At 66.6% G+C, this 25,794-nt stretch carries 23 protein-coding genes; 9 read left to right on the top strand and 14 right to left on the bottom strand.

The features are described from left to right. Positions 1-59 precede the first annotated feature (59 nt). Positions 60-2,660 (bottom strand): aminopeptidase N, encoded by a 2,601-nt coding sequence (pepN, locus tag EAH84_RS02590; RefSeq protein ID WP_140867174.1) that lies wholly within the window; start codon positions 2,658-2,660, stop codon positions 60-62. Between the two features lie 116 nt (positions 2,661-2,776). Between pepN and EAH84_RS02585 the strand changes: the two genes are divergently transcribed. Continuing rightward, positions 2,777-3,532 (top strand): NAD(P)-dependent oxidoreductase, encoded by a 756-nt coding sequence (locus EAH84_RS02585; protein WP_140867171.1) that lies wholly within the window; start codon positions 2,777-2,779, stop codon positions 3,530-3,532. On the opposite strand, the gene EAH84_RS02580 is transcribed toward EAH84_RS02585, so the two are convergent. From EAH84_RS02580 to EAH84_RS02570, 3 genes are all read right to left on the bottom strand, one after another. Next, positions 3,502-4,455, bottom strand: a complete 954-nt coding sequence (locus tag EAH84_RS02580; protein ID WP_140867168.1) for a DMT family transporter — start codon at positions 4,453-4,455, stop codon at positions 3,502-3,504. The two genes, EAH84_RS02585 and EAH84_RS02580, sit on opposite strands and share 31 nt — an antisense overlap. Then, a complete protein-coding gene (locus tag EAH84_RS02575) occupies positions 4,452-5,453 on the bottom strand; it encodes a threonine aldolase family protein (protein WP_140867165.1) in 1,002 nt (333 codons plus the stop codon). The genes EAH84_RS02580 and EAH84_RS02575 overlap by 4 nt, the downstream gene beginning before the upstream one ends. Before the next feature lie 155 nt (positions 5,454-5,608). Then, complete coding sequence (locus EAH84_RS02570) at positions 5,609-7,756, bottom strand: transglycosylase domain-containing protein (protein WP_140867163.1); 2,148 nt, start codon at positions 7,754-7,756, stop codon at positions 5,609-5,611. 124 nt (positions 7,757-7,880) lie between these two features. Here EAH84_RS02570 and EAH84_RS02565 point away from each other — a divergent pair, with 124 nt between their 5' ends. The 8 genes from EAH84_RS02565 to EAH84_RS02530 all read left to right on the top strand — a co-directional run bounded on the left by EAH84_RS02565 (position 7,881) and on the right by EAH84_RS02530 (position 16,584). Further along, positions 7,881-8,483, top strand: coding sequence for an NADPH-dependent FMN reductase (locus EAH84_RS02565; RefSeq protein ID WP_140867160.1), 603 nt, complete (start codon positions 7,881-7,883; stop codon positions 8,481-8,483). Further along, complete coding sequence (locus EAH84_RS02560; protein WP_140867157.1) at positions 8,483-9,637, top strand: acyl-CoA dehydrogenase family protein; 1,155 nt, start codon at positions 8,483-8,485, stop codon at positions 9,635-9,637. Before EAH84_RS02565 ends, EAH84_RS02560 begins: the two co-directional genes overlap by 1 nt. Position 9,638: 1 nt before the next feature. Next, positions 9,639-10,421 carry an SDR family NAD(P)-dependent oxidoreductase gene (locus EAH84_RS02555; protein WP_140867155.1) on the top strand — a complete coding sequence of 261 codons (783 nt, stop codon included), beginning with the start codon at positions 9,639-9,641 and terminating at the stop codon, positions 10,419-10,421. 221 nt (positions 10,422-10,642) lie between these two features. Then, positions 10,643-11,767 (top strand): acyl-CoA dehydrogenase family protein, encoded by a 1,125-nt coding sequence (locus EAH84_RS02550; protein WP_194150347.1) that lies wholly within the window; start codon positions 10,643-10,645, stop codon positions 11,765-11,767. Positions 11,768-11,777: 10 nt separating this feature from the next. Beyond that, complete coding sequence (locus tag EAH84_RS02545) at positions 11,778-13,379, top strand: carboxyl transferase domain-containing protein (protein WP_140867150.1); 1,602 nt, start codon at positions 11,778-11,780, stop codon at positions 13,377-13,379. 145 nt (positions 13,380-13,524) lie between these two features. Further along, the gene (locus EAH84_RS02540) at positions 13,525-13,953 is read left to right on the top strand and encodes an endonuclease domain-containing protein (protein ID WP_140867147.1); all 429 of its coding nucleotides are present in this window, start codon (positions 13,525-13,527) and stop codon (positions 13,951-13,953) included. Next, complete coding sequence (locus tag EAH84_RS02535) at positions 13,950-15,827, top strand: acetyl/propionyl/methylcrotonyl-CoA carboxylase subunit alpha (RefSeq protein ID WP_140867145.1); 1,878 nt, start codon at positions 13,950-13,952, stop codon at positions 15,825-15,827. Before EAH84_RS02540 ends, EAH84_RS02535 begins: the two co-directional genes overlap by 4 nt. A 289-nt stretch (positions 15,828-16,116) precedes the next feature. Further along, the gene (locus EAH84_RS02530) at positions 16,117-16,584 is read left to right on the top strand and encodes a MucR family transcriptional regulator (protein WP_140867142.1); all 468 of its coding nucleotides are present in this window, start codon (positions 16,117-16,119) and stop codon (positions 16,582-16,584) included. 45 nt (positions 16,585-16,629) lie between these two features. On the opposite strand, the gene EAH84_RS02525 is transcribed toward EAH84_RS02530, so the two are convergent. The 10 genes from EAH84_RS02525 to EAH84_RS02480 form a co-directional block, all read right to left on the bottom strand. After that, on the bottom strand, positions 16,630-17,529 hold the full coding sequence (locus EAH84_RS02525) for a flagellar motor protein MotB (protein ID WP_140867139.1): 900 nt from the start codon (positions 17,527-17,529) through the stop codon (positions 16,630-16,632). Next, entirely contained in the window at positions 17,530-18,393 is an 864-nt protein-coding gene (gene motA / locus EAH84_RS02520) for a flagellar motor stator protein MotA (protein WP_140867136.1), read from the bottom strand. A 113-nt stretch (positions 18,394-18,506) separates the two neighbouring features. Next, positions 18,507-19,400, bottom strand: a complete 894-nt coding sequence (locus EAH84_RS02515) for a flagellin (RefSeq protein ID WP_140867134.1) — start codon at positions 19,398-19,400, stop codon at positions 18,507-18,509. 5 nt (positions 19,401-19,405) lie between these two features. Then, entirely contained in the window at positions 19,406-20,758 is a 1,353-nt protein-coding gene (gene flgK, locus EAH84_RS02510; protein WP_140867131.1) for a flagellar hook-associated protein FlgK, read from the bottom strand. After that, positions 20,755-21,096, bottom strand: coding sequence for a rod-binding protein (locus EAH84_RS16290; RefSeq protein WP_241656413.1), 342 nt, complete (start codon positions 21,094-21,096; stop codon positions 20,755-20,757). The genes flgK and EAH84_RS16290 overlap by 4 nt, the downstream gene beginning before the upstream one ends. After that, positions 21,093-22,196, bottom strand: a complete 1,104-nt coding sequence (locus EAH84_RS02500) for a flagellar basal body P-ring protein FlgI (RefSeq protein WP_140867129.1) — start codon at positions 22,194-22,196, stop codon at positions 21,093-21,095. The genes EAH84_RS16290 and EAH84_RS02500 overlap by 4 nt, the downstream gene beginning before the upstream one ends. An 11-nt stretch (positions 22,197-22,207) precedes the next feature. Then, on the bottom strand, positions 22,208-22,927 hold the full coding sequence (locus EAH84_RS02495; RefSeq protein ID WP_194150344.1) for a flagellar basal body L-ring protein FlgH: 720 nt from the start codon (positions 22,925-22,927) through the stop codon (positions 22,208-22,210). Beyond that, a complete protein-coding gene (flgG, locus tag EAH84_RS02490; RefSeq protein ID WP_140867126.1) occupies positions 22,927-23,715 on the bottom strand; it encodes a flagellar basal-body rod protein FlgG in 789 nt (262 codons plus the stop codon). The genes EAH84_RS02495 and flgG overlap by 1 nt, the downstream gene beginning before the upstream one ends. Before the next feature lie 12 nt (positions 23,716-23,727). Beyond that, a complete protein-coding gene (locus EAH84_RS02485; protein WP_140867123.1) occupies positions 23,728-24,480 on the bottom strand; it encodes a flagellar basal body rod protein FlgF in 753 nt (250 codons plus the stop codon). Between the two features lie 23 nt (positions 24,481-24,503). Further along, the gene (locus EAH84_RS02480) at positions 24,504-25,769 is read right to left on the bottom strand and encodes a flagellar hook protein FlgE (RefSeq protein ID WP_140867120.1); all 1,266 of its coding nucleotides are present in this window, start codon (positions 25,767-25,769) and stop codon (positions 24,504-24,506) included. Positions 25,770-25,794: the final 25 nt, after the last annotated feature.

Below are 25,794 nucleotides of genomic sequence, written 5' to 3'. Positions count from 1 at the left end.
TTGTATTGGCGATGACTTATCCCGCTTTCGAGCCGACTGCAAAGCGATTTCGCGCACGATCAGCCCGCGAGGCTCTTCGATGCCTGTTCGAACACATCCTTCGACAGACCGGGAGCGGCAACGATTCGTTCGAGCTCGGCGCGCATCATCGCCGCCCGCGCCGGGTCGAACCGCCGCCATCGCCCAAGCGGCGGGAGCAGCTTCGCCGCGGTCTGCGGGTTCAGCTTGTCCAGCGCGATCAACTGGTCGGCGAGGAAACGGTACCCCGATCCGTCGGCGGCGTTGAACGCGCGCTGGTTGGCGGCGAACGCACCGATCAGCGCGCGCGCCCGGTTGGGATTGGCCAGCGTGAAATCGGGATGCCGCACCAGTTCCGCGACCGCCGCGCCGGTATCCGCGCGGCTCGACAACGCCTGGGTCTGGAACCATTTATCGATCACCAGCGAATTGTCGGCATAGCGATTGTAGAAGATGTCGAGCGCCGCCTCGCGTTCATCCGCGTCGCTGTTGGCCAGCGTAGCGAGCGCGCCCTGGCGATCGGTCATGTTGTCCGCCGCGGTGAACTGCGAGAAGGCCAGCGTGGCCGCATCGCCCGCGCCGCTCGCCGCGATATAGCCCAACGCGACGCTGCGCAGCCGCCGCCGACCCTTGGCCTGCGGCGAATAGACATAGGCTTCGGGCGCGATGTCGTACGCCTCACGCCATTGATCGTCGAGCCGTTGCCCGAGCGCCCTTCGCAGCCCCTCGCGGCTCGCATGGATCGCCTCGGGGTCGACCGTCGCGAGCTGGTCGCCGATGAAGCTTTCGGACGGCAGCAGCACCGCTTCGGCGACGAACGCAGGATCGAGATCGGGGTTCGCCAGCGTGTCCGATACCGCGGCGATCACCGCATCGTGTCCCGCGGTATCCCCCATCGCGCCGGCAACGAGCGAATCGAGCATCAGCTGCTGCATCGCCTCGTAGCGCGCGAACGGATCGTCGTCGTGACGGGCGAGGAAGCCGAGATCGGCGGCGGTGCGGTCGGTCTCGACGATCACCGGTGCCGAAAAGCCACGATTGATCGACAGGACCGCGCGCTCGGCGAGGCCTTCGAACACCAGCGTCTCGCTCGGCTGGTCAAGCAGCACCAGTCGCTCGTCGGTCAGCGCCCGCCCGCTCTCCGCACCGAACAACCGCAGCTTGAGCGGCAGGACCATCGACCGCTTGTCGGGCTGACCCGGTGTGGTGGGGACATGCTGCGCCAGCCGCAGCGTCGTCCGCCCGTCGCGCTCGGTCAGGCTCGCCGACACCCTCGGGGTGCCCGCCTGGCTGTACCACAGCCGGAACTGGGTCAGGTCGACGTCGCCCGCTTCCTCCATGCACGCGACGAAATCCTCGCACGTCGCGGCGGTGCCGTCGAACCGCTCGAAATACAGATCGGTCGCGGCGCGGAAGGTTACCGGACCGAGCAGCGTCGCCATCATCCGGATGAGTTCGGCGCCCTTGTTGTAGATCGTCGCGGTGTAGAAATTCGAGATTTCCTGATAGCTGTCGGGACGGACCGGATGCGCGAGCGGGCCGGCATCCTCGGGGAATTGCGCCGCGCGAAGCCCGCGAACATCCTCGATCCGCTTGACCGCCGCGGAGCCTTGATCGGCGGAGAAACTCTGGTCGCGATAGACCGTGAAGCCTTCCTTCAGCGACAGCTGGAACCAGTCGCGGCAGGTGATCCGGTCGCCCGACCAATTGTGAAAATATTCGTGCGCGACAACAGCGGCGATCGCGTCGTAATCATAATCGGTCGCGGTATCGGGGTCGGCCAGGATATAGCGGCTGTTGAAGATGTTCAGCCCCTTGTTCTCCATCGCGCCGAAATTGAAATCGTCGACCGCGACGATGTTGAACACATCGAGATCATATTCGCGGCCATAGGCCCGCTCGTCCCACGCCATCGACGTCTTGAGCGCCGCGAGTGCGTGTTCGGTCTTGGCGAGATCCGCGGCGCGGACCCAGATACCGAGCTCCACCGTCCGGCCCGACATCGTCGTGAACGTGTCGCGATTGACCGCCAGGTCCCCCGCGACGAGCGCGAAGAGATAGGAGGGTTTGGGATAGGGATCATTCCATTCCGCCCAGTGGCGCCCATCGTCGAGATCGCCCTGTGCGACCGGATCGCCATTCGCGAGCAGGATCGGATACCGCGCCTTGTCGGCGGTCATCCGCACCGCATAGCGGCTGAGCACGTCGGGGCGATCGGGGAACCAGGTGATCCGGCGGAACCCTTCGGCCTCGCATTGCGTGCAAAGGTTCCCGCCCGAGGCATACAGCCCCATCAACTGGGTGTTCCGTTCGGGCGCGATCTCGACGACGGTCTCAATCTCGTGCGCGTCGCCCGCCAGCGGGATGACGAGCTGATCGTCCTCGATCCGCCAGTCGTTCACCGCGACGCCGTCGACCGTCACCGACACCGGCTGCTGCCCGGCGCCATCGAGCCGCAACGGGGTATCGTGCGCACCGTTGCGCGTCACCGACAGCGTCGCGGTAACGCGGGTCGTCGCGGGATCGAGGTCGAAATCGAGCTGCGTGTGCGGCACCAGCCACGCGGGCGGCGCATAATCCTCCCGGCGCGTGACCGAAACGGCGTGGGCGGGCTGGGCGAGGCTGTTCTGAACGTCGAGCATCGCCGCGATATAGGCGCGCGCCCTCGCCAGCGGAAGCTTGTGCGCGCGCCGCGCCGTGCTAGTCGGTCGACCCACACTGGCCGGGATGTCCTGATGACCGCTTCGATGGCGCGCCGATGCTGTTGATCTTCGGCCTCGGCTATACCGCGACGCGGATCGCGGCGTGCTGGCCCGCGCCGGTAATCGGCATCACCCGCAGCGGGCACGGCGGGACGCTGCGGTTCGACGACCGGGACGCGGTCCGCGTCGCGTTGCGCACCGCGACGCACCTCCTGTCGTCGGTTCCTCCCGACGGCGATGCCGATCCGGTGCTCGACAGCTATGGCGACGGCTTCGGCGACCAATGGCTCGGCTATCTCTCCTCGACCGGGGTCTATGGTGATGCAGGCGGCGGCTGGGTCGACGAGAGCACTCCGGTGGCCGGGCGACGCGTCGGTCGCAACGCCGCCGACCGCGCCTGGCTGGCGCGCGGCGCGCGGGTCTTTCGGCTTCCCGGCATCTACGGCCCCGACCGATCGCCGCTCGATCGCGTCCGCGAAGGGAAAGCACACCGCGTCGACGTGCCGGGCCAGGTCTTCAGCCGCGTCCATGTCGACGACATCGCTAGCGGGGTGGTTGCCGCGATCAGCGCGCCGGCGGGTGCGTACAACCTCGCCGACGATCTCCCCATGTCGCACAATCGCGTCACCGAATTCGCGGCGTCGCTGCTTGGACTGCCCGCGCCGCCGTTCGTCGCGCTCGACACGCTCTCGCCGATGGGCCGCAGCTTCTACGCCGAAAACCGCCGGGTCGCGAACGGCAAGGCGAAGCGCGTGCTCGGCTGGACCCCCGCCTACCCGACCTATCGCGAGGGCCTGCGCGCGCTGGTCTGAGCGGCGGGCCGTCGCGCCCGCAGCGCAATGACCAGCCCCACGCCGACGAGCACCGCGCCACCCACCGCGAGCGGCGACCAGCGATACCCTTCGAACAGCGTCGACAACAGCATCGCGATCACCGGGACGATCACGCTCGAATAGGCCGCCTTGGCGGGGCCGATCACGCGGATAATGCTAAAATACAGCGGGAAGGCGAGCGCCGAGGCGGCGAGGCCCAGATAGACGATTCCCGCGACATAACCCCAGCGCGGTTCGATCACCGGTGGCCCGGTCAGCATCCAGGCCAACCCTGCGTCGAGCGCGGCGCCCAGCAGCATCGCGATCGCAAGCGTCGATGCCATCGGATAGCGTTTCGCGGTCTCGGTCGCCTGGAGCACGTTGGCGCTCGACGCGGACAGGATCGCCGCCAGTGTCCAGGCGATCCCGGTCAGCGACGACGCGGGGCCATGCGGATCGGTCCGCGCCTCGTGGAGGAACAACAGCGCCACCCCGCCCATCGCGACCGCCGATCCGGCGAGCAGTTGCCGCCCCATCCGCTGCCCCAGAAACACGCGCGCGAACCCCGCGTTGGGGATGAGCAGCAGCGCGAACACCACCGCGACCAGTCCCGAGGTGATGTAATGTTCGGCGCGGTAGACAAAGTTGAAGTTGAAGCAGAACTGGCTGACCGCGATCGCCGTGGCGAACGCATAGCCGCGTGCGTCGAACCGGAAACTGTCGCGCCGCACCAGCGCCCATGCCGCCATCGCGACGCCCGCGACCGCGAAGCGATACGCCACCGACCAACTCGGCGGCACCACCGCGATCTGATCGCGGATCACGAGCCAGGTCGACCCCCAGATCAGCGTCACGACGAAGAACGGGATCAGGATCGCGGCGCGAGTCGAATTGGGGGGCGCCGCAGCGGCACCCGCGGTCACAGCGCGCCGATCGCGGCGGCGAGCGCCGCGACGTCGGCCTCCGCGGTGTCCCACGCGGTCGCCAGCCGGATTTCGCCCGGTGCCCAGTCGTAAAAGTCGAAGCCCTTCGCCCGCAGCGCCGCCGCCTCGTCGGGAGTCACGCGCAGGAACACCTCGTTCGCCTCGACCGCGTGGATCGCGCGCTCCCCCGCTGCCGCCGCGATCGTCTGCGCGCGCGCGTTCGCCGCGATCGCGTTGTCGATCCACAGATCGCCATCGAGCATCGCGAGGATCTGCGCCGCCAGATATCGACCCTTCGACAGCAACAGCCCCGCGCGCTTGCGCCGATACAGCGTCGCGTCGGCGAGCTTGGTATCGAAGAACACCAGGCATTCCGCGCTCATCGCGCCGTTCTTGACGAAGCCGAACGACAACGCGTCCACCCCGGCGCGCCACGTCACCTCGTCGGGGTTGCACCCCAGCATCGCCACCGCGTTGGCGAAGCGCGCGCCGTCCATGTGCAGCCCGAGGTCGCGCTGGTCGGCCAGCTTGCCGATCGCGGCGACGTCGTCGGGCGAATAGATGCGGCCATATTCGGTCGCGTTGGTGATGCTGATCGCGTGCGGCTGGACGCGGTGGACGTCGTCGGGGATCGCATCGAGCACCGCAGCGATCGAATCCGGGGTCAGTTTCGCACCCTCGCCCTCGGCCAGGAACAGCTTGGCGCCGTGGGTGTAGAATTCGGGCGCGCCGCCCTCGTCGTTCTGGATGTGCGAATCGCGGTGGCAGACGATGCCGCCATGTGGCGGACAGAGCGCAGCGAGCGCGAGGCAGTTCGCCGCGGTCCCGCTCGGCACCCACAGCGCGCGGATGCGGGTGTCGAACACTTCCGACAAGCGCTGGTCGAGTTGCTGGGAGAGCGCATCGCCGTCATAGGCGGTGTCGAGGTGATTGGCGGCAGCCATCGCCTCCATCACCCGGGGATGGACGGGGGCGGCGTTGTCGGAAAAGAAGCGCATCGCCGCGCCTTGCTGCGGCGCGGGAGCGGCGTCAACCGCGGGATAGTGCGCGCAACCCACCACCCCCGTTCGTGATGAGCCTGTCGACGCACGGGTGGCGGGGACGCCCTTCGATAAGCTCAGACCAAACGGTAATTAAATAGCCATCGCTATCGTCAGAATCCCTCCGGCGGCCCATCCTCGCTTCGGCGCGGCTCGCGCGGCGGCGGCGCGTCGCGCGGCGGCGGCGGTCCGCGATCGTTTGACGGGTTGATGCTGATGCTGCCGTCGCGGCCCATCTTCATCTCGAGCCCTAAGCCGCGTACCGTCCCCTCCATCGCCGACATGTCGGGTATATCCGGCATGATCTGGTCGCCATTCTCATCTCCGTCGGGCGCCATCGTCGCCTCGGGGTCGACGGCCTCGACCGGCTGCGCTTTGACCACGGGGGCAAGGTCGAGCGCCGACACCATGAAATTGCGCCACACCTGCGCGGGGATGCCCCCGCCGTGGAGCCCCGGGTTGGGTGAATTGTCGTCGTTGCCAACCCATACCCCGACGACCAGGTCGCCCGCGAACCCGATGAACCAGGCGTCACGATTGTCCTGCGTCGTGCCGGTCTTGCCATAGCTATCGACCGACAGCGACGCCTGTCGCCCGGTCCCCCGGATCGATGCGCCAAGCAGATCAAGCATCTCGTCGTGGATGGTCGGCGGCAATGTCGCCGCGTGACCCGACAATGACTGATACCAGCTCTTGTCAGCGACATGTTCCAGCCCGCGCGGCTGAACCGGGTAACTTGCGTTGGCGACCCCCGCATAGGCGGCGGTCAGTTCGAGTAGCGACACCTCCGCGGTCCCGAGTCCGATCGTTGCCTCGTTGGGGATCGGGGTCGAGATGCCCAGGTCGCGCGCCGCCTTGATGACCGCGCGCACGCCCACCTCCTGCGTCAACCGCGCTGCGGCGACGTTCGACGATCGCGCGAACGCGCGGCGCAACGGGATCTTGCCGAGATAGCGGCCATCGTCGTTCTTGGGTTTCCATCCCGCGATGTCGACCGGTGAATCGTCGACCAGCGAATTAGGGGTCATCCCGGCGCGCATCGCGGCAAGATAGACGAACAGCTTGAAGGTCGACCCCGGCTGGCGGCGCGCCTGCGTCGCGCGGTTGAACGGGCTCTTGGCGTAATCCTTGCCTCCGACCATCGCGACCACCCGTCCGTCGCGGCGCATCGCGACCAGCGCGACCTGCGCCTGACGCAGTCCCGCCCGCCGCACGACGCGTTCGGCGGTGCCCTGCAGGCCACGATCGAGCGTCGTCTCGACGGTCGCCTCGGTCCGAATCTCGCCCGACTGATCGCGCGCCTCGGGCAGCACCCAGTCGGCGAAATAGGTGCCGTTGGGCAGTTGCCCGGCGGTCGAATCGCTGCGCACGCGCTGCGGCTGGACGGCGTCGCCCTCCGCTTTCGTCAGGAATCCCGCGTCGACCATCGCGCCGACCACGACCATTTCGCGCTTGCGCGCGCCCGCCAGGTTGCTCGTCGGCGCGAGCCGCGACGGCGCCTTCACCAGCCCCGCGAGCATCGCCGCCTGACCGGGGTTGAGATTGGCCGGCGTCCTTCCGAAATAATGCTGCGCGGCGGCGGTCAGGCCGTAGCAATTGTCGCCGAAATAGACGTTCGACAGATAGCGCGACAGGATCTCATCCTTGCTCAGCCACGCCTCGAGCCAGAACGAGATCATCACCTCGCGGATCTTGCGCGCCGCGGTGCGATCCGAATCGAGGAACGCATTTTTTGCGAGCTGCTGCGTGATCGTGCTGCCACCTTGGCGCACCCCGCCCGCGCCGAGGTTCGTCCAGGCCGCGCGCGCAATGCCGCGCGGGTCGATCCCCCAGTGCGAATAGAAGCGCCGGTCCTCGATCGCGACGAACGCCTCGGTTACATGCTTGGGCAGCTTGGCGGCGTCGACCGGGGCGCCAATGATCGCGCCGCGCCGCGCGATCGGGGTGCCATCGTCGGCGGTCAGCGTGATCGACGGCGGGGTCGGTGGCTTGAGCGATTTCGACAGCGGCGCGGTGACCGCGAGCCACCCGATCGCGACGACCAGCAGCACGATCCCGGCGCCCAGGCCCCGCACGAACCACCGCCACGGCCCCGTACCGCGGCGCCTTGGCGGGGGTTCGGGGAGGTCGCCGCCGTCCCGACTCGGGTCCCAGCGTTCATCCTCCACGGCAGCGTCGAACGCATAACGCTGCGCGATCGGCGTGGTGCGGTCGTAATCCATCGGGTCATGGCGCATCGGGTCGTCCAGGCGATCGGCCATTAGTGTATTACATTCCTAAAACAGCCGGTGCAAGCGCGCACGCCGATGCACAGTATACGCGCTACCCCGCGCCGCGAAAGTCCGGCGCTGGCCACCCGCGCCAGCCCGCGCTATCCGCGCTGTGATGAGCGATTCCTTAACCGCACCCCCGCCCGCACCCCTGATCGTCGGCATCGGCGGCACGATCGGCGGCACCTCGTCGACCGAGCGCGCGCTGCGGATCGCGCTCGACGCGGTGGAGCGTGAAGGTTTCGCGACGCGGATGTTCGGCGGTGCCGACATGGCGCGGCTGCCACTCTACGATCCGCGCGCGACCAGCCGCACCGAGGACGAGCGCGCGTTCGTCACGGCGGTGCGCGCCGCATCGGGGGTCATCATCGCCAGCCCCGGTTATCACGGCAGCATCTCGGGCGTGGTCAAGAACGCGCTCGACCTGCTCGAAGAGACCGCGAAGGACGAGCGCGCCTATCTCGCCGACATGCCCGTCGGCCTGATCGCGACCGCCTATGGCTGGCAGGCGACCGGATCGACGATCGCGGCGCTGCGCTCGATCGTCCACGCGCTGCGCGGCTGGCCGACGCCGTTCGCCGCCGCAATCAATACCCAACTCACCAAGTTCGACGGCGAGGGCAGCGCCAACGACCCCGCGGTGGTCGAACAGCTTTGCCTGATCGGCCGCCAGGTCGCGCGCTTCGCGCCGCTCGCGCAGCACGGCCCTGCGCGCTGATGGATTTCGACCTTTCCGACGAGCACCGCATGCTCAAGGAACTCGTCAACCGCTTCGTCGCGGACAAGCTCATGCCGCTCGAACCGCGCATCCTCGAACGCGAAGCGACCGGGCAATCGCCCGCGCTGACCGCCGAGGAACAGGCGCCGATCGACGCCGCCTCGCGCGATCTCGGGCTATGGGGGCTCGATGCACCCGAGGATGTCGGGGGCATGGACCTGCCCGCGGTCGCGATGGTCGGCGTCAACGAGGAAATCGGGCGGACGATCGTCCCCTATACGCTGGCCCCCGATTCCCCGAACCTCAGGATGCTTGCCGCGACCGTCACCGATCGCCAGCGCGAGGCGTATCTGGCGCCCTATGTACGGGGCGAAACAGTTTCCGCGATCGGCATTTCCGAGCCCGGTGCGGGCTCCGATCCCTCGGCGATGAAGACCCGCGCGGTACGAGACGGCGACGATTGGATCATCAACGGGCGGAAAATCTGGATTACCCGCGCCGCGGAAGCCGACTTCACGATCCTGATGGCGGTGACCGATCCGGACGCGCGACGCGGGGTTTCCGCCTTCCTGGTCGATCGCGACACGCCGGGGTTCAACGTCCTGCGTCGCATCCCGATGATCGGCGGCCAGGCGACCTATGAGATCGCGCTCGAGGATTGCCGGGTCGAAGGATGGAAGCTGCTCGGCGAAGAGGGCGCGGGCTTCGCGCCGATGCAGCTGCGCCTCGGCACCCGCCGGATCGAGATGGCGAGCTGGTCGATCGGGATGGCAACGCGCGCTCTCGACATGCTGGTCGATTACGCGCCGCAACGCACCACCTTCGGCGCGCGGCTGTCGGAACGCCAGACGATCCAGAACTGGGTCGCCGACGCCGCGACCCGGATCCATGCCGCGCGGCTGATGACCTATGACTGCGCGTGGAAGCTCGACCAGGGCCGCGACGTCCGCAGCGAGATTTCGATGATCAAGGCCTATGCCACCGAAATGGCGTGGGAGGTCGTCGATCGCACGATGCAGGCGTTCGGCGCGATGGGGATGACCCGCGAACTGCCGCTGCATCTGATGGCGTCGCGCCTGCGCACGATGCGGATCTATGATGGCCCGACCGAGGTTCACCATTGGGTAGTCGCGCGCAACATATTGGGACGATGACATGACGGATCGGGACACGACGAACTGGGCTGATGGACGCGTGGCGTTGGTCACGGGGGCGACATCGGGGTTTGGCGATGCGGTGGCGCGCCAGGTGATTGCCGCGGGGGGCCGCGTGATCGCGGTCGGGCGCCGCGAGGATCGGCTCGCTGCGCTCCGTGACGCGCTCGGCGGTCGCCTCCACCCCCTCCAGCTCGATCTCACCGATCGCGACGCGATTGCCGCGGCGGTCGCAGGACTGCCGGACGATTTCGCCGCGATCGACATCCTGTTCAACAACGCCGGGCTCGCGCTCGGGCTTTCGTCCGCTCAGGACGCTAAGATCGCGCATTGGCGGCAGATGATCGCGACCAACGTCACCGCGGTCACCGAACTCGTCCACGCGGTGCTCCCCGGCATGGTCGCGAGGGGGCGCGGCGATATCGTCAACATGTCGTCGGTCGCGGCAAGCTATCCCTATCCCGGCGGCAACATCTATGGCGCGACCAAGGCGTTCGTGCGCCAATTCTCGCTCAACCTGCGCGCCGACGTCGTCGGCACCGGAGTCCGCGTCACCTCGGTCGAACCCGGAATGTGCGAGACCGAATTTTCGGTTGTCCGCTTCGATGGCGACAGCAGCGCCGCGGACAAGGTCTATGCCGGGATGACCCCGCTGTCGGCGGACGACATCGCCAACGCGGTGACCTGGATTCTCCAGCAGCCCCGCCACGTCAACGTCAACACGATCGAACTGATGCCGATGCAGCAGGCGTTTGGCCCGTTCGCGGTGAAGCGCGATGACTGACGCTTACGTTGACGCGCCGAATTAGCGGCGGGTGAGTATGCTCGTCACGTGCCGCGCCACCCCCGGATCGCGTGCACCTCGCCGATGTCGCGATCCCGCTCAAATCGCTAGGGTGAGGGTTCGACATGATCGCCCGACATGCTAGGCGGCGGTGAAACAGACTGACCGGAGAGGCTCCCGTGACCCCCGATTTCGATTTCGCGCTCGGCGAGACCGCGGACATGATCCGCGACACCACCCAGCGCTTTGCGAGCGAGCAAATCGCGCCGCTGAGCCAGCGGATCGACGCCGACGACTGGTTCCCCCGCGAACTGTGGCCCGCGATGGGCGCACTCGGGCTGCACGGCATCACCGTGGCGGAAGAGGATGGCGGGCTCGGGCTCGGCTATCTCGAGCATGTCATCGCGGTCGAGGAAGTGAGCCGCGCATCGGCGTCGATCGGGCTCAGCTACGGCGCGCATTCAAACCTGTGCGTCAACCAGATCAGCCGCTGGGCATCGCCGGAGCAGAAGGCGAAATACCTGCCCAAGCTGATCTCGGGCGAGCATGTCGGAAGCCTTGCGATGTCGGAGGCGAACGCCGGGTCCGACGTCGTCTCGATGAAGCTCAGGGCCGAGGCCGCGGACGGCGGCTATGTGCTCAACGGCACCAAATTCTGGATCACCAACGCGTCCTATGCGGACACGCTGGTGGTCTATGCCAAGACCGGCGAGGGCAGCCGGGGCATCACCGCGTTCCTGATCGAGAAGGATTTCGCAGGGTTCAGCATCGGGCAGAAGATCGACAAGATGGGGATGCGCGGGAGCCCGACCGCCGAGCTGGTGTTCGACGATTGCTTCGTCGCCGACGCGCAGGTGATGGGGCCGCTCAACGGTGGGGTGGGCGTGCTGATGAGCGGGCTCGATTACGAGCGCGCGGTGCTCGCGGGAATCCAATTGGGGATCATGCAGGCGTGCCTCGACGTGGTGGTGCCCTATGTTCGCGAGCGGAAGCAGTTCGGGCAGCCGATCGGGCATTTCCAGCTGATGCAGGCGAAGATCGCGGACATGTACGTCGCGCTCAATTCGGCGCGCGCCTACGTCTATGCGGTGGCGCGGAGCTGCGATGCGGGCAGGACGACGCGGTTCGATGCGGCGGGCGCGATCCTGCTCGCGAGCGAGAGCGCGGTGCGCGTCGCCAACGAGGCGATCCAGGCGCTGGGCGGCGCGGGGTACACCAAGGACTGGCCGGTCGAACGCTATGCGCGGGATGCCAAGCTCCTCGACATCGGCGCAGGGACCAACGAGATTCGGCGGATGCTGATCGGGCGCGAGCTGATCGGGGCGGGCCAGCGGGTGGCGCAATGAGGGGGGCGGCATGACGGCCCCCGTCCTCGACACCAAGTTGGCGCGCGACAGGGAAGAATTCCGCGCCAATTCCGCGCATAATGCGGCGCTGGCCGAGCGGCTGCGTGGCGATGTTGCGCGCGCCGCGCTCGGCGGCAGCGCGAAGAGCCGCGACCGCCACACCGCGCGCGGGAAACTGCTGCCGCGCGAGCGCGTCGAGCGGCTGCTCGATGCCGGCGCGCCGTTCCTCGAGATCGGGCAGCTGGCGGCGCACGACCTCTATGACGACGACATCGCGGGTGCGGGGCTGATCTGCGGGGTGGGGCGCGTGTCGGGCCGCCAGGTCATGATCGTGTGCAACGACGCCACGGTGAAGGGCGGGACCTATTACCCGCTGACCGTCAAGAAGCATCTACGCGCGCAGGAGATCGCGTTCGAGAACCGGTTGCCGTGCATCTACCTCGTCGACAGCGGCGGCGCGAACTTGCCGCACCAGGCCGAGGTGTTTCCCGACCGCGATCATTTCGGGCGGATCTTCTTCAACCAGGCGCAGATGTCCGCCGCGGCGATCCCGCAGATCGCGTGCGTAATGGGCAGCTGCACCGCGGGCGGCGCGTACGTTCCCGCGATGAGCGACGAGACGATCATCGTTCGGGGGCAAGGCACGATCTTCCTCGCCGGGCCGCCGCTGGTGAAGGCCGCGACCGGGGAAGTCATCAGCGCGGAAGAGCTGGGCGGCGCGGACACGCATGGCCGCAAATCCGGGGTCGTCGATCATGTCGCGGAGAACGACGATCACGCGCTGACGATCGTCCGCGATATCGTCTCGACGCTGCCGCTCCAGCGCAGCGCGGACGTGAACCTGGCCGAGCCGCGCGCCCCCGCGTTTCCGCCTGAGGACCTGTACGGGATTGTGCCGCAGGACGTGCGCGCGCCGTACGACGTCCATGAGGTGATCGCGCGCCTCGTCGACGCATCCGAATTCCATGAATTCAAGGCGCTCTATGGATCGAGCCTGGTCTGCGGGTTCGCGCACATCCACGGGTATCCGGTCGCGATCCTGGCCAACAACGGCGTGCTGTTCAGCGAAAGTGCGCAGAAGGGCGCGCATTTCATTGAGCTCGCGCAGCAGCGCCGGGTGCCGTTGCTGTTCCTCCAGAACATCAGCGGCTTCATGGTCGGCGGCAAATACGAGGCGGAGGGGATCGCCAAGCACGGCGCGAAGCTCGTCACCGCGGTCGCCACCGCGACCGTTCCTAAACTCACAATCCTGATCGGCGGCAGCTTCGGCGCGGGCAATTACGGGATGTGCGGGCGCGCCTATGGCCCTCGCTTCCTGTTCACCTGGCCCAACAGCCGGATCAGCGTGATGGGGGGCGAACAGGCCGCGAGCGTGCTCGCCACCGTCCACCGCGACGCGGAGGGCTGGACGCCCGAACAGGCCGAGGCGTTCAAACAACCGATCCGCGACGATTACGAGGCACAGGGGAATCCGTGGCACGCCACCGCGCGATTGTGGGACGACGGCATCATCGACCCCGCGCAAACCCGCGACGTGCTCGGGCTGGCGCTCGCGGCTTCCCTCAACGCGCCGATTCCCGAGCGGCAATCGTTCGGGGTGTTCCGGATGTGATGTCGAGCGATGGATCAGCACGCCTCCCCGGCACGGGGAGGTGGCGCGCCGAAGGCGTGACGGAGGGGCAGCCAAGCAGCGCCTTCGTCCGTGGCTGCCCCTCCACCACTGCGTGGTCCCCCTCCCCGTCCCGGGGAGGAATGTCATGTTGAGCGCGTCGGCGATAACGGTACAGCGCGCGCGTGCACTTCGGCGCACTATGACGTTGCCTGAAATCCTGTTGTGGCAAGCACTCCGCCAGCATCCGGGCGGGCATAAATTCCGCAAGCAACATCTCGCAGGTGAGCTCGTCCTGGATTTTTTCTGCGCCGAAGCGAAGCTTTGCATTGAGGTTGACGGTGAAGCGCATGATCGTGGCGACCAACCGGCATTCGATGCGGACCGTGACGCGTGGTTGCGCCTCCATGCCATCGACACGCTACGCATCACCGCGGCGGACGTTCTAACCAATCTCGACGGCGTTATCGTCCATATTGTCGAAGCCGCCCGCGCGCGGCTGCCCCACCACCATCCGGCGTTGCCGGATGGTCCCCCTTCCCGTTCCGGGGAGGTATTATTGCGGAAATGCCCATGATCACCTCCCTCCTCATCGCCAATCGCGGCGAGATCGCGTGCCGGATCATCCGCACCGCGCGCGCGATGAATATGCGCACGATCGCGGTCTATTCGGACGCCGACGCACGCGCGCTGCACGTGCGCGAGGCGGACGAGGCGGTGCATATCGGCCCCTCGCCGGCGCGCGAGAGCTATCTGGTCGGCGCGCGGATCATCGCCGCGGCGCGCGACAGCGGGGCCGAGGCGATCCATCCGGGTTACGGTTTCCTCAGCGAGAATGCGGATTTTGCGCAAAGCGTGATCGACGCGGGGCTGGTCTGGGTCGGCCCGAACCCCGACAGCATCCGCGCGATGGGGCTGAAGGATGCCGCCAAGGAGCGGATGATCGCGGCAGGCGTGCCCGTCACTCCAGGTTATCTCGGGGCGGATCAGGACCCCGACCGGCTGCAGCGCGAGGCCGATGCGATCGGCTATCCCGTGCTCATCAAGGCGGTCGCAGGCGGTGGCGGCAAGGGGATGCGGCGGGTCGACGAGGCGGGCGAGTTCGCCGGTGCGCTGGTGTCGTGCCAGCGCGAGGCGGCATCGTCGTTCGGGAACACGCAAGTGCTGATTGAGAAATACATTCTCTCGCCGCGGCACATCGAGGTGCAGGTGTTCGGTGACCGCCACGGCAACGTCGTCCATCTGTTCGAGCGTGATTGTTCGTTGCAGCGCCGCCACCAGAAGGTGATCGAGGAAGCGCCCGCGCCCCGCATGGACGAGACGACGCGCGCATCGATCTGCGCCGCGGCGGTGAAAGCGGCGAATGCGGTCGACTATGTCGGCGCGGGGACGATCGAGTTCATCGCCGACGCGAGCGAGGGTCTGCGCGCCGACCGCATCTGGTTCATGGAGATGAACACGCGGCTCCAGGTTGAGCATCCGGTGACCGAGGCGATCACCGGGCAGGATCTGGTCGAATGGCAGTTGCGGGTGGCCTCCGGTGAGCCATTGCCTAAGCGGCAGGAAGAGTTGAGCATCGATGGACATGCTATCGAGGCGCGGCTTTATGCCGAGGATCCCGCCAAGGGCTTCCTGCCCTCGATCGGGCGACTCGAGAGGTTCGACCTCGGCAACGCGAGCGGACTCGACAACATCCGGGTCGACACCGGGGTCGAGCAGGGCGCGGAGATTTCTCCCTTCTACGACCCCATGATCGCCAAGGTGATCGCCTGGGGCGAAACGCGCGAGGCGGCGCGCGAGACGCTGGCGGACGCGCTCGACGAGGCGGTGATGTGGCCGGTGCGCTTTAACGCCGGTTTCCTGGTCCAGGCGCTCGACCACCCCGCGTTCGTCGCGGGCGACCTCGACACCGGGCTGATCGCGCGCGAGGGCGACGCGCTGATGCCGCCCGCCGAGCCGAGCGACGGGGCGCTCGCCGATGCCGCCGCAGCGCTGAGCGATGCAAGCGCGTTCGCGGGCTTCCGCCTCAACGCCCCGCCGCGCCGAGAAGCGATGTTTCTGCTGAACGGCGCGCCGATCGAGATCGGCTTCGCCGAGGCTGGCGGGGAGGCAACGACCGACGAGGCCTCGCTGCTCGTCTCCGAAGGCGGCCAGACCTGGGAACTCGGGCGGTGGCGCGCCACGGGCGTTGCGGCGGGCGGCGCGGCGGACGGCGCGGCGGACGGCGCGATCCTGTCGCCGATGCCCGGCCGAATCATCGCGGTTGAGGTCACCGAGGGGGATGCCGTGACCAAGGGGCAGAAGCTGCTGACCCTCGAAGCGATGAAGATGGAGCATAGCCTCGTCGCGCCGTTCGACGGCACCGTCGCGCACCTCGCCGCCAGCGAAGGCGTGCAGGTGTCGGAAGGCGCAGTGCTCGCGCGGATAGATCGAACCGGCGAACACACGTAACGCGGCAATGATCGAGTTGGCGCGCTCGGCACGGAGGTTTGCGTCCGCGCAAGGGGTCGGACGAGAACGCCATTCTAACCCGATCACTCCGCGGTAAGACCCGGGCTGATAACTTTGGGAAGGAACACCAACAACATAGACCCCAATCCTATTGAGAGTCGGGTGTCGATCGTGCGGCGCCTTGAATTCTACGCCGCTGTTTTCGCGGCTGGCGGGACGAAAACTGTTCCGCCGGGCTTGACGCACGCCGCAGTGTGATTAGGCCCGATATCAGTCAAAGGAGCGAAACATGACTGAGGAAAACACTGACTTGAGCGCGGTCGAATTAGCGACCGAACTAACGATTGCTTGGCTGTCCAATCCCAACACCCGTACCTCCGCCGAGGAGGTTCCCGGTTTTCTTGGCAAGATGCACGACACCGTGAACTCGCTGCTCGGCTCGGGCGGCGCGTCGGGTGACGGCGCCTCGACCCAAGAATATGTCCCGGCGGTGTCGGTCCGCAAGTCGCTGGCGTCGAAGGATCACATCATCTCGATGGTCGACGGCAAGCCCTACAAGACATTGCGTCGGCACCTGTCCACCAATGGCATGACGCCAGAGCAGTATCGCGAACGCTACAACCTCAAGCCCGACTATCCGATGGTCGCCGAAAGCTATTCGGAAAGCCGCCGGGCGATGGCCAAGAAGATCGGCCTCGGCCGGAAACCCGGTGCCCGCAAGGGCAGCGGTACGCGCAAGTCTTCGTCGGACGAATAACATCGCCTCGAACCCGCCTTCCCATCACGGGAGGGCGGGCTTCGCCTACCGGCCGAAGATCCCGCGCCGGTAGAGCAAGGTAATCGCGACCCGACGATTGCGCGGGTCGGTGGGGTCCTTTTCGATCATCGGTTCGCGATCCGCGACCCCTTCGATCCGTTCGAATCGCGGCTCGCCGATCGCGCCCTGCGCCAGCCGCCGCCGCGTCGCCTCCGCACGCCCGGACGAGAGCATCCAGTTGTTCATCGCGCGCGGGTCACCGAACGCCAGGCTGTCGGTATGGCCCCGGATCATGATCGGGTTCGTCATTCCCTTGATCGAATCCGCGATCAGCCCGATCAGGTCGGATGCGTCGGATGCGAGCACCGTCGTGCCGAGCGCGAACATCGAATAATTGGCATCGTCGACCAGGTCGATCCGCAGCCCGTCGCGGGTCTGGACGAAGCGGACGTGCGCCGCAAGCTTGGCCAGTCGCGCCGATCCGTTGATCTCGCGCGACAACTGACGGCGCATCGCGTCGAAATTCTTGCGATCCTCCGCCGCCAGCGCCTCGCGACCCTGCGTGTTGCCGAGCCCGTCCTTGGGGCCACCGACCGCAGGCGGTGGGATGACGCCGGGCGTCGCGCGGGCCGCGTTGGCCGCCTGCGGTCCCAGTTTCTGGTCGCTCATTATGGTCTCTCCGCCGAGCAGCCCCGATCCGCCCATCCCGATCGTATGCGTATCCAACAGTGTCGGCGCGAAATAATCCGCGATGCCCTTGCGCTGCTTCTCGGTGGTCGCGCCGAGCAACCACAGCAACAGGAAAAATGCCATCATCGCGGTCACGAAATCGGCATAGGCGACCTTCCAAGCACCGCCGTGATGGCCGCCATGCGCTTCGATATAGATCTTCTTGACGATGATCTTGGCTGGCTGATTCGATCCATGCGGAGCGCGCGCGGCCACTTACTTGCCCCGCAGCCCGTCGAAGACTTCCGCGAAGGCCGGCTGGTTCTTGTGCGCGATGCCCGACCGTGCCGCCTCGATGACGAGCGGCTGCGGGTGGCCGTGGAGCGACGCGATGATGATCTGTTTGACGACGTGATAGATCGCGGCATCGGCATCGATGATCTGCTTCAGCCGCGACGCGAGCGGCGCAACCATGCCATAAGCGAGCAGCACCCCCATGAAGGTGCCGACCAGCGCCGATCCGATCATCCCGCCCAAAATTGCGGGGGGCTTGTCGATCGAGCCCATCGTTTTCACGACCCCGAGTACCGCGGCGACGATGCCGAGCGCGGGCAGCGCGTCGGCAAGGCTGGCGAGCGTGGTATGCGGCCCCTCAACCTCGTGGTGGTGGGTCTTGATTGCGTTGTCCATCACGTCCTCGACCGCGTGGACGTCGAGCGTCCCCGACGACACCACGACGAGGCGCAGCGTATCAGCGATCAAGTTGACCAGCGTATGATCCTTGAGCAGCTTGGGATATTCGGCGAAGACTGCGGACGATTGCGGATCCTCGACATGCGGTTCGAGCGCGATCGGCCCGTCCATCCGCAGCATCTTCATCAGCTTGCTGACGAGGAAGATGACGTCGAGATAATCCTGCTTGGTGTATTTGGGGCCTTTGAAGATCTTACCCAGGCCCCCGCCCATCGCCTTCAATTCCTTACCCGAATTGCCGATGATCAGCGCACCGGCAGCGGCGCCGCCGATGATCAGCATCTCGTGCGGGATCGCCTCCATGACGGGGCCGAGCGCGCCGCCGGTAAATGCGAAGCCGCCGAACACCATGACGAGCAGGACGACGAAGCCGATGATGGGGAACACGTGGACAATCTCCCGACCGCTGAGCGTCTCGCGCCCGAGGGTTGAGATCGAGGATTAACCAGACTTCGTAGCTAATCGGTTACCAAGCGGGCGAAAGTTTCGCCGGACGCGCCTCAGCGCAGGTAGTCGAACAGCGACAGGCCCGACAGTTTCGAGAAACTGGCCTGGGTCGCCGAGAGCACGGTCATGATTTTCTGAAGCTCGGCGACCGAGGTCGTGATGTCGACGTCCTCGACGCTGGATCGCAGCGCGGCGCGATCGACCGAGGCGGCGGTCAGCTGGGACTGTTGCAATTCGACCCGCGCGCCGCGCGCACCGACCGATGCCTGGACCAGCGAGATTTTATCCCCCGCCGCGTTCAGCGCATCGAGTGTTGCGGGATCGGGGGCGTCGCCCATGCTCAGCGTTGCCGCCAGCATCGACAGCATCGACAGCGTGCTGGTGCCCGTCGTCTTGTCATAATTGAAGATACGTCCCGCATCTTCGGTCGCCTCGACCGACTGACCCGTGCCAATCGGAATCGGTGCCACCGTGGTGGTCGCGAACGAGAACCCGCCCGCGCCGTTGTTGGTCACCGCATCGGTGCCGTCGGGTGTCCCGAACAGCGGCTGCCCGCGCAGGTTCTTGGTGTTGGCCAGGCCGACCAGCGCGTCGACGATCGCCGCCATTTCCACGCCGATCAGGCGCCGCGATGCCGGGGTCTGGGTGCCGTTCGAGGCCTGGATCGCCAATTCCTGTGCACGCTGTAGCTGGGCCGTCATGTCCCCCAGGACGCTGTCGGCCTGGGTGAGCTGCGAACCCGCGAGCGTCAGGTTGGTCTGATACACCGCGGTGTCGGCGTCCTTGCGATCGAACTCGGCGACTTGCTGTGCCAGCGCGGCGTCCTCCGACGCGGATTGCACGCGCTTGCCGGTCGCGATCTGGGTCTGGAGCACATTGGCACGACTGGTCAGCGTCGTCATCCGCGTGGCGGCCATGTCGTAGAAGAGGGTCGTGGCGATCTGCATGGCGGTTACCGTATGTCGAGGATGGACTGGAGCGTGTCGCGCGCGACCTGGATCGCGCGGCTGGAGGCCTGATACGCCTGCTGGAACCGCATCAGGTCGATCGCTTCGGAATCGAGGTTGACCCCGGTCGCGGTCGATAGCGCGGTCTGGGCACCCGCGCGGATCGCGGTCTGCGCCTCGGCGATGGTGTTGCGCTGCTTCAGCTGCGCGGCATTGTCGGTGATCAGGCCGGTGACGTTCGCCTCGAACCCGCTCGCGGCGCGTGTCGCCGCGAAGCCCGCCAGGTTGCTCGCATCGCGCGGACCCCCGCCGATCCCAGCCGCGGCGACCTTCGCATAGGTGACCAGCGGATTGACCGAGAGATTGGTGGCACGCGCGCCCGCGGTGAACAGGTCCAGCTTGCTCGAACCGTCGAGCCCTTCGCCACCGCGATGAATGGCGTTGATTTTGGTCGTGAAATCCGCGGCGATCGATTCGACGCCGTCTCGCGCGATTAAAGAGCGTTGCGCGCCCTCGACAAGTCCAGCGAGCGCGCCGCCCGTCGCATCGATCGTTGTCCAACTCGCCTTGTTCGAGACCCTGAAACTGACCGTGCCGCCGTTACTGCGATCGGCGAGATACGATACAACGTTGGAGCGGGCGATCTCAACGAACGGCGCGCCGTTGCCCGCTCCTAGTGCGACGGTGACCCGGCCATATTGATCGAAATTCGTCTTCAGGTCGCTGATCGCGCTCATCTGGTCGAGGATCGCGTCGCGCTGGTCGAGCAACTGCGCCGCCGCTGCGGTGTTGGCCGTCGTACGTCCCAGTCCGTCGTTGATCCGCACCAGCGACGCACCGAGCGAGGTCAGCGTCGCGGCGGTCTGGGTCGCCTGGGCATCGATATCCTCGTCGACCTGGTCGAACGCGATGCCAGTCGCCGACACCGCGTTGGCGACGTTACCCGCCGCGGCGAGGAAGGTCGCGCGCAACGCGCTCGAGGCCGGTTCGGCGGCAAGCGCGCTCGATGCGCCGAAAAAATCGGTGATCCGCCCGCTGATGTCGTTGCCGTCGAGCGCCTTGCCGACGCGATCGAGCCACGCCGCGGTCGAGGTGGTGCGCGACAGGTCGGTCCCCGCACTGCGCATTGCCGCCGCCGCATAGGTGTCCGACGTCCGCAGCACCCCCGACGCGAGGACACCGAGCCCGGCGGCATAGCCCCCCGCCGATGTGCCACTTCCCACCGAAATTTCGTGCAAGCCGACGACCCGCCGGGAATAGCCCGCGGTGCCGGTGTTGGCGATGTTCTCGCCGACAGTGTCGAGCGCAGTCTGATACGCGCGAACGCCGGAAGCGCCGATGGAGAGCAGGTCGCTCATGCGGGCGGGTCTGCCGCCGATAGGTTAAGATTGGCTTGCGATTTGCTGAGGAAATCGGTCATCGCCTTGCCGATGCCGAGCGGCGCGTGCTCGGCCATCGATGTGGCGACTTGCGCGTCCTGCATCTCGGTGAAGGTGTCGATCGCCTTCGAATCGAACAGCGAATCGGTCAGCTTCGCCTGTCGCATGCTTTTCAGCATCATGCCGGTGAAGATCGATTCGAACTGCTTGCCCGCCTTGTCGAGATTGTCCTTGGTCTGGCCACGCCCCAGTCCAGAGCTGATCCCGGTCGTGCCGGTGATGCTCGGAAGCGCGCTATTCGAAACCGCGCTCGTCACAGCACGATCAGTTCGGCTTTGAGCGCGCCGGCTTCCTTCAGCGCCTCCAGGATCGCGACCAGGTCTGCCGGGCTCGCGCCGATCGCGTTCACCGCCTTGACGATATCCGCCAATTTGGGACCGGGATCGAGCAGGAACATCGGCTTCACCTCTTCCTGGACCCCGACGTTGGAGCGTTGCTCCACCGCGGTCACACCCTGACTGAGCGGCGCCGGCTGGCTGATCCGCTGGTTTTCGTCGATCCGGACGGTCAGCTTGCCGTGGGTCACCGCGGCAGGCCCGACCCGGACCGCGGAATTGATAACGACCGTACCGGTGCGCGCATTTACAATTACTTTCGCGGGCGGCTCCGCGGTGACGACGTCGAGGTTCTCGATCTCGCTCATCAGGGTGGCGCGGATATCGGCACCGACCGGCGCCTGAACCGCGACCGACACCGCGTCGATCGCATGCGCGGAGCCCGCCCCCAGCCGCCGATTGATCGCCAGCGCGACGTTCTGCGCGGTCGTGAAATCGGCGCGTTGCAGGTTGAAGGTCAGGTTGGGCGCGTCGGCGAACCCGGTCAGCACCGCGCGTTCGACGGTCGCCCCATCGGGAATCCGCCCGACCGAGGGAATATTGATGACGATCTTCGATCCGTCCGCGCCCTCGGCCCCGAGCCCACCGACCGCGAGGTTGCCTTGCGCCATCGCATAAATCTGGCCATCCGCGCCGAGCAACGGCGACAGGATCAGGCTGCCCCCGCGCAACGACTTCGCCTTGCCCATCGAGGCGACAGTGATGTCGACCCGCTGGCCGGGCTTGGCGAACGGCGGCAGGTCGGCGGTGATCATCACCACCGCGGCGTTCTTCATCCCGGGATTGGCTTGCGGCGGCAGCTGCAACCCGAACCGCGACGCGACCGCCTTCAGCGACTGGACGGTATATTCGAGGTTGTCGTCGCCGGTCCCCGGCAAGCCGACCACGACGCCATAGCCGGTGAGCTGGTTCGAGCGGATGCCCTGGAACCCGCCCAAATCCTTGATCCGGTCGGCCGCGGCGGGACTCGCGGCAAGGCTGGCAGTCAGACAGCTGGCGAGGAAGGCGAACAGGAAACGCATCGGATGCATCCTCAGAACGGACTGATGATCTGGAAGAACCGGCTCAGCCACCCCTGGCGGCTGGCGCGGGCGACATCGCCCTTGCCGGTGTAGGAAATCTGCGCATCGGCAACGCGGGTCGACAGCACGCGGTTGTCGGCGCTGATATCGGCGGTGCGAACCAGCCCTTTGATCCGGACGAACTCGTCGCCGCGGTTCAGCGTCACGCGCTTCTGCCCCTGCACGAGCATGGTGCCGTTGGGATAGACCGCGGCCACCGTCACGCTGATTTCACCCGACAGCGAATTGGCCTGGTCGGCGGTGCCGCCGCCACCGAAATTGCGGCTGCCGCTCAACGTCGCGTCGGATTTGCTGAACAGGTTGAGCAGCCCGGTCGTCGGCGGGGTCAGGCTGGCGCCACCCCCGCTGTCGAGTTTCGAATTAGACGATTTCGACGCCGCGGTGCGCTCGACCAGCACGATCGTGAGCGGATCGCCGACGCTGCGCGCGCGCCACCCCTCGTAGAGCGCGGCATAGCCGTCGTTGACCTGGAAGATCGATCCGGTCGCGACCACCGGCGGCGCGGCGGCCGCGGGCGGATAGGCGGCCTGGAACACCTCTTCGGGCTTCTCCTTCTTGCGCGCGTTGGCAGGCGCTGGCGCGAGCGCCCCGAGCACGAGCGCGGCGGTCGCGGCGGCGAGCGCGAGTTCGATCCAGTAGGAACCGGGGCGGAAGGGTGTACGGCTGGCCATCAGATGTTCTGATTCACATATTTGAGCATGTCGTCGGTCGCCGAAATCATCTTCGAATTGACCTCATAGGCACGCTGGGTTTCGATCATGTCGACGAGTTCCTCGACGACGTTGACGTTGGAGGATTCGAGCGCGCCCTGGCGGACCCGGCCGCGGCCGTCCTCGCCCGCGACGCCCAGATTGGCGGCGCCGCTTGCGGCGGTTTCGGTCAGGTAGTTGTCGCCGGTCGATTGCAGGCCCGCGCCGTTGGGAAAGCTCGCAACCTGGATCTGGCCGATCTGCTGCGCCTCGGCCTGCCCCGGGATCGTCGCCGACACGGTGCCGTCGGTGCCGATCGTGACGCTCGTCGCGCCTTGGGGAATCGTGATGCCGGGCTGGACCTGATAGCCCTCGCTGGTCACCAGCAGCCCTTCCGGACTGCGGTTGAAATTGCCCGCGCGGGTATAGCCGAGTTGGCCGCCGGGCAGCTGGACCTGGAAATAGCCGTCGCCGTCGAGCATCATGTCGAGGCTGTTGCCGGTCTGCTGGGTCGATCCTTGCGTATCGATCCGCGCGGTGCCCTGGATCTTGACCCCGGTGCCGAGGTTAAGCCCGGTCGCATATTTGCTCTCGCTCGAAGACGCCGCGCCGGGCGACGTCACGACCTGGTAGGCGAGCGTCTCGAACGCCGCGCGATCACGCTTGAACCCGGTCGTGTTGACGTTGGCGAGGTTGTTCGAAATGACGCGCATGCGCATGTCCTGGGCGTCGAGCCCGGTACGCGCGATATGCATGGCTGCGGTTGGCATCGGCTAATTCCTTCAGCTCGGCAGGCGCATCACGGATGCGCCGCTTTCGTCCATATCCTTGGCGGATTTCAGCAGGTTGGCCTGCACTTCGTAACTGCGCTGGTTCTCGATCATGTCGACCAGCGCCTGCGTCATGTTGACGTTCGATCCCTCGATCGCGCCGGTCTGCACCTTGGCGTCGAGATTGTCGGGCAGCGTCCCCCCGCCGCGCACGCGCAGCAGATTGTCGAGCCCCTTGACGGTGTCCGTTCCCTTGGTGCTGACCAGCTTGATCTTGTCGAGCGCCTGCGGATTCCTGGGATCGCCGCCCTTCGGTACGATCGCGATCGTTCCGTCGGCGGCGATCGACAGCGCATCATACGGCGGCACCGTGATCGGCCCCGACGATCCCTGGACGATGAAGCCATCGCCCGTCTGGAGCACGCCCGACGGCGCGACCTCCAGGTCGCCGCGGCGGGTATAGGCTTCGCTGCCATCGCCCGCCTGGACCGCGATCCAGTCGTCGTTCCCCGCCACCGCAACGTCGAGTGGACGGCCAGTCTGCTGGATCGCACCCGCGCGGCGATCCGCGTCGGTCACCTCCTCGCTGGTAGGGCTGCGTGCCTCGAGCTGCGAACCGCCGCCCTTCAACTCGACCCGGTCGAACACGACGCGGTCGGCGCGGAACCCCGTGGTCGACGCGTTCGCCATGTTGTTCGCGATCGCCGCCTGCGCCGCCATGTGCGCGCGCAGGCCCGTTGCCGCGGTATAGACCAGCTTGTCCATAAGGCTCCCTCGCCGTCGCTAGATCACGAACGGATGTTGAAGATGGTCTGCGAAATCTGGTTGGCGGTATCGAGCGCCTTGGCATTCGCCTGGAAATTGCGCTGCGCCGAAATCAGCGCGACGAGTTCCTCGGTGATGTCGACGTTCGATCCCTCGAGCGTCCCCGTCATCAGCGATCCGTAGCCGCTCTCGCCCGCCGAACCGAGTTTCGGCTCGCCCGAAACCCCGGTCGCGGTCCAATAGCTGTTGCCGAGCTGGCGCAACCCGCCGGGATTGTTGAAATTGGCAACCGCGATCTTGCCGATCGCGACCGAATCGCCGTTCGAGAAGCTGGCAGTGACGACCCCGGTCTCGTTGACGCTGACGCCGGACAAATGCCCTGCGGCGCTGCCGTCCTGGTGGCGGTCGATAACCTGGAACGCGGAGGTCAGCTGCGACGTATTCGCGAAATCCTCGCTCAGCGTTAGCGGCGCCGACGCTCCGGGCATCGACACCGCGTCGAACTGCACTGGCGCGGTAGGCGATGTCAGCTTGCCGGTCGCATCGAACACCAGCTTTTGTGGCGCATTGACGCCACCCTGCGCCAGCTCTTCGTCGCCGATATAGGAATGGACTTCCCATTCGCTGGTCGGGCTCGCCGCGGTGCCGGTCTTGGTGCGGACGTAATAGTTGGCGAGCGTCGAGGGATTGCCGTCGGCATCGAACACCGTCGTCGCGGTCGAATAGTTGAAGCTCGCCGGATCGTTGCGATCGAACGTCGCGGTCGGCTGAGGCTGTTTGGAGGACAGATTGACCGCGAGCGACACCGCGGTCGTCGCCACCGCCTTGCCGCTGTTTTCGGGAAGCTGGAGCGGCTTGAGGTTGTTCGGACCAGAAGCGATGACGTTGCCCTCCGAATCGACCGCGTTGACGAGCAGCTTCGATCCTTGCGCATCGACGACATAGCGATTGGGGTCGATCAGGAACGAACCGTTACGGGTATAATCGACCTGGCTGTTGATCCCCGCGGTCTGCACCGCGAAGAAGCCATCGCCCGAGATCGCGAGGTCGAGCCCCGACGCGGTGGTCTTCAGATTGCCTTCGCCGAACTGCTGGCGATTGGCCTTCACCACGACCCCCGACCCGACCGATTTCAGCGGATCGGATGCCAGGCTGGAGGCGATGACGTCGCCGAATTCGCTGCGGCTCTTCTTGAAACCGTTGGTGCCGACGTTGGCGAGGTTGTGACTGATGACCGACATGTCGGTTTGCGAGGCCTGCAGGCCGCTGAGCGAGGTGTAGAAGGACATGGTGTATACTCCTAGTTGGTTGGGG

Source organism: Sphingomonas oligophenolica (genome assembly GCF_006438955.1).
Classification (GTDB): Bacteria; Pseudomonadota; Alphaproteobacteria; order Sphingomonadales; family Sphingomonadaceae; genus Sphingomonas; species Sphingomonas oligophenolica_A.
Note: the sequence above shows the minus strand (reverse complement) of the source record. Positions and strands in the feature narration are given on the sequence as shown.